Here is a 4,481-nt window from a genome sequence, read left to right as displayed (position 1 = left end):
TATCTACACTAATGTAGAAGTGGCTTTCATCTGCAGTAAATGTGTCAATATAAGTATTATTTTTTGTGAATTGTGGTAATTTAATTCTTACGTCTTTTTTTGTTGCTAAATCTACTGTTAGTAGTTCGAATTCTTGTTGATTTGATAACATCATATATAATTTATTTCCATCTACAATAATTCTACTAATCTCTGTATAATCACCCGATAATGCCACGTCAATATTCATTACTTCTTTTAATTGAAGGTTATTTGGCATGATTTGATACAATTTGAATAATGATTTCCCTGAACCAGATGACATATTTTGTAACACAACACCGTAATACATAACATCGTTATATTCAAAAAGTGTTTCGTGACTAATTTGTTGATCCGTTGTAATACCACTAACTGGTATCTCTTCTTTCTGAAGTTCTTTAGTCTTTTTATCTTTTCTAGCAATTGTTACATATGCATCATTCGATCCGTATGGAAAACTAGAGTTAAATGAAGCAATCATTTTAAACTTATTATTTTCATAATCTACTGCGTAATTCATTCCACGATACATCTCTTTATTATTTAATACTTTTTCACCAACGCCGTGAAATTGATCATACTTTGTATTTTCAAATCGAACTTGATCCTTTGTTAGTATTACTTCTTCAAATTTATTATCTCCCACTTTAATAATATTACTTAATTCTATAGTTCCTAAAGCATCACGATTTCCTTTTTGATCTTCTAATATAAATTTTCTATCTACTGGTGCTTTATTAAACTCTGCAACGCCAATTAACGTTCCAATTGATAAAGCACTTATTAATGAAAAGGTTATAATTCTAGTAAATTTCATAATTACTCTCCTATATCGAAACTTTTTTCTTTAATAAGTAATAACTAATTGCAGTACTAATAGTGAGAACAGTGATTGTAAATGCCCAGTTAACTAAAGTTCGCTCAGATGTGTATAAATCTAACGTATTTAGATAGAAGAACAAGACAACTGTGCTAACCATATAAATAAAGCCACCAACCATCCCCCAAATTCGCTTTGAACGATCCCATAGAACAAATACTGATAGAATAGCAAACATCATCACCAGAAAAGAAAGATTAAATAGTAATGCTTCACCACTAACAGGAATAATAAAAGGTAATACTTTCGAATGAAGTATAAAGTTTTGAACAAGATTATCTGCAATAATCTCTTTTGGTAAGATAAACTTCAGAACTAAACTGCTTACGAATATGTTAAATAAAACAATTCCGTAGTATGCGATGAAAACAAACATAAATACGACTAATTTACTGAAGAAAATACGGAATCGACTTCCTTTAATACTTAGTAACGTATAAATTCGCTTTGATGCCCCAAACCATTCTTTATACCATAAGTAAAAGCCAAAAAGTATTAACCCAAGCCCAACAAAAATCAATACTATTAAAGGATATGGATTTTGATCAATGATGGATGTCAAACTGATTTTATCAGCACTTTTTATAAATTCCTCCATCGAAACGCCCATTTCAGTAGCTCCTCTAACTAATTCTTCCTTTGTGTCATATGTAACTTTCAAGAACATCCCTTGAAAACCAATAATTGCGATCGCATACATCCCTAATAAAAATGGAATAATTTTTCGTAAATCGATTTCAACAAACGTTAAGAATTTCATATAAATACTCCTTTATCCTCTATAAATCTTTCTCATCTTTTCTACTACTGTTAATCCTTCTGCTATTGCCTCTTGCTTTGTAAATTTACAGAGTACTTTTCCTTCCTCAAGCAAGATAATATCATCCGCAATTCCTTCAATTTCATCGATTTCATGAGTTGTAATTACAATAGTTTGATCTACTATCATAAATTCTGATTTTAAGGATTCGATAAACTCTTCTCTTGAGAATAAGTCTAGTCCACTAAATGGCTCATCCATTAATACATAAGGAGCATTTTGACTAAGTCCCATGATTATTGTAAAACGAGCTAAATTACCTTTTGATAATTCTTTCAATGCTTTTTCTTTCGGTAAACTAAAGAATTCGACCATACGATTTGCTTTTTCGGAATCAAACGTATCGTAATAAATTTCTGCAAATCGCAAGTTTTCTTCTACCGTCCAGCTGATTTCGTGAGTGGGAGTGTCAGCAAGAAAAGCAATCTTATCAATATTCTTTTCACTTACTCGCTCGCCCTCTATCAATATTTCACCTTTGCTAATTGGAACTAATCGCATAATTGATTTCATGGTTGTGCTTTTTCCAACTCCATTTAATCCAAGTAAACAGCTGATTTTACCCTTTTCAAAAGTAATACTTACATCATCTAAAATCACTTTCTTTCCATACTTTTTAGTCACATTACGTAACTCAATCATATTATCCGCTCCATTCATTATCTCTTTCTCAATTGTAAGAATAACGAAAAAATCTTAATATTAGGCGACTGAAATTCTTAAGATATTCTTAAATTAAAATAAAAAACATTCCCGTTCTACTTTGGGAATGTTTTAATTTTCTTAGAAAATAACTGCCTTTCGATTAGTCCATCGACTTCTGTACAAACGTTTTTGCCTTCTTTTTTTCTTCTTCTATTAATGTACGACGTAAAATTTTACCAACGGTAGTTTTCGGTAATTCCTTTCTAAATTCAATAATTTTCGGTACTTTATAGCGGGCTAACTTTTTATTACACCATTGAATTAGTTCAGCTTCCGTTATATTATTCTCATTTGTAACAACTATTGCTTTCACTGTTTCACCCCGATAGTCATCCGGAATTCCAAAGACGCAAGCTTCCATAATTGAAGGATGTTGATAAAGCACTTCTTCAATTTCCTGGGGATAAATATTATATCCACTTGCAATGATCATATCTTTTTTTCGTCCAACTATAAAAAAATATCCATCATCATCCATAGTGGCCAAATCACCTGTAAATAACCAGCCATCCCTTAGTGCAAATGCTGTTTCTTCTTTATTCTTCCAGTAGCCTTTCATTACTGATGGACCTTTAATAATCAATTCACCTGTTTGTCCATTAGGCAATTCATTTCTACCGGTCTCTACATCAACTATTTTGGCATCTGTTTTAGGAATAGGAATCCCAATTGAACCGAGTTTATGAATACCATCTCTAGGTATTTGATGAGTAATTAACCCTTCCGAAAGACCAAAAACTTCTATTATATTGTTTCCAGTCTTCTCTTTAACTCTTTCAACTACTTCTTTCGGTAATGGCGCTGTCCCACTTGTACAAAATTTAAAACTATTAAAGTCATCACTTTTTAAATCAGGATGACGAAGTAAAGCAATATACAATGTTGGCAAACCTGGAAAAAAGGTGGGACGGAACTTCCTAATTAATTGTAATGCTTGGTCAATTTGAAATCTACGTACGCAAATGTAAGTGCTAGCAGTTAGAAAGCTTCTGTTCATACTTACAATTCCTGAGATGTGGAATAATGGGGTAATTCCTAGTAACCTTTCACCTGGTATATCAAGGAGGTGTGCATATAAAGAAGTAGAATGATAGACATTGCTGATTAAATTATAATGAGTTAACATAACACCTTTCGAACGTCCTGTTGTACCACCAGTATATTGAAGCAATGCGATATCTTCCATCGGATCTATTATTACTTCAGGCAGCTCTATATTTTGTTCTGCAATCCATTGATATAAGTTATTTTCATTCTCAGTATTATCTGTCTGAATGAAGATAATCTCATTTACTAAATTAGTCTTCTCTAATTTACTACGCTGTCTTTCTTCGCTCACCATCCATTTTACTTCTGAATCATGAAGGATATGAGATAATTCGGGAGCTGTATACATCGGATTTACCTGGACAACAATTCCCCCAAGTCTTTGGGTAGCTAAGAATGCAATAATATACTCTACACTATTTGGTAGCATAATCGCTAATCTATTTCCTTTCTTAAAACCTCTAAGATGTAAACTGGAGGCAAAGTAATCTATTGCATCTTTAAGTCGAGAATATGTGAAGCTTCTATCACCATCGATGATTGCTTCGCTTGACGGATATTCTGTACAAGTATTATGAATTAACTCATATATTGAAATTAAAGGTACATCCATTGCTGGCTTAGCTTCTTCTGGATAAAAAGGAACCCATGGTCTTTTCACATTTTTCGCCTCACTTTTTTCTTTCGATTACTCAAAATCAAAAATAAAATAGAGTACATAAAAAGATTTGCATTTGGAATTGTTTTTCAAAAAATCAAAAAGTTGATAACGCCCTCCATTCCAATCTAATTTTTACTTAACACCTTTATTCAAGATGCAATTTTCATACCAAATGAAATAATTATATTAATGACTTTTTGAAAGGTTTACTATTGAATTATATAAAAGATTAAGAGCCAACCAAAAATACACATGTCTTATTCAAAAGACATGTGTATTCATATTAATACAAATCAACAACATTAAGAAAATATTTCATTATAAATTTCATGTCGTCTATCTAATAG

The 4,481-nt window shown here is 31.6% G+C and carries 4 protein-coding genes; all 4 read right to left on the bottom strand.

Annotated elements, in window-relative coordinates; all coding sequences use genetic code 11:
- Positions 1-838 (bottom strand): hypothetical protein (locus V7014_RS26920; protein WP_335512162.1); only part of this gene is annotated, 838 nt, incomplete at its 3' end.
- A gap of 10 nt (positions 839-848) precedes the next feature.
- Positions 849-1,661, bottom strand: coding sequence for a hypothetical protein (locus tag V7014_RS26915; protein WP_335512159.1), 813 nt, complete (start codon positions 1,659-1,661; stop codon positions 849-851).
- A 12-nt stretch (positions 1,662-1,673) separates the two neighbouring features.
- Positions 1,674-2,363 carry an ABC transporter ATP-binding protein gene (locus V7014_RS26910; RefSeq protein ID WP_335512157.1) on the bottom strand — a complete coding sequence of 230 codons (690 nt, stop codon included), beginning with the start codon at positions 2,361-2,363 and terminating at the stop codon, positions 1,674-1,676.
- A 163-nt stretch (positions 2,364-2,526) separates the two neighbouring features.
- Positions 2,527-4,134, bottom strand: a complete 1,608-nt coding sequence (locus V7014_RS26905; protein ID WP_335512155.1) for a long-chain-fatty-acid--CoA ligase — start codon at positions 4,132-4,134, stop codon at positions 2,527-2,529.
- Between the last annotated feature and the right edge of the window lie 347 nt (positions 4,135-4,481).

The sequence above is a fragment of the Bacillus sp. JJ722 genome, assembly GCF_036963345.1.
Lineage (GTDB): Bacteria > Bacillota > Bacilli > Bacillales > DSM-1321 > Bacillus_AD.
Note: the sequence above shows the minus strand (reverse complement) of the source record. Positions and strands in the feature narration are given on the sequence as shown.

Coding starts and splice junctions, on each gene's coding strand:
- V7014_RS26915 (WP_335512159.1), bottom strand. CDS start 1,661: ATGAAATTCTTAACGTTTGTTGAAATCGATTTACGAAAAATTATTCCA.
- V7014_RS26910 (WP_335512157.1), bottom strand. CDS start 2,363: ATGATTGAGTTACGTAATGTGACTAAAAAGTATGGAAAGAAAGTGATT.